Here is a 281-nt window from a genome sequence, read left to right as displayed (position 1 = left end):
CAGCGCCTACAAGACCGCCGGGAAGGCGCTGGGGGTCGTGGTGCGGCAGATTCCGCGCGGCTTGCACAAGCTGGGGCCGTACCACATCCAGAACGTCAACGCCCTCCACAGCCGCATCAAGGAGGGGCTCCGCCCCTTCCGTGGAGTGGCCACCAAAAACCTGCCGCTCTACCTGGCGTGGTTCCGATTCTTCGACCGCACCGGAGGCGCCGCAAAGCCGCGCCAGCTCTTGCTCGACGCCATCGGAGTGCCGGTCATCAACACAGATTTGTGACAGAGCC

1 pseudogene is annotated in these 281 nt (G+C 65.5%); it reads left to right on the top strand.

The annotated features are described in order from the left end of the window. Positions 1-274 (top strand): annotated as a pseudogene (locus AVS7_RS18850) (IS1595 family transposase); the annotation flags it as partial. Between the last annotated feature and the right edge of the window lie 7 nt (positions 275-281).

Source organism: Acidovorax sp. MR-S7 (genome assembly GCF_000400995.2).
Classification (GTDB): domain Bacteria; phylum Pseudomonadota; class Gammaproteobacteria; order Burkholderiales; family Burkholderiaceae_C; genus MR-S7.
The sequence above is the reverse complement of the archived record's forward strand: the minus strand, read 5'-3'. Positions and strand labels throughout refer to the sequence as shown.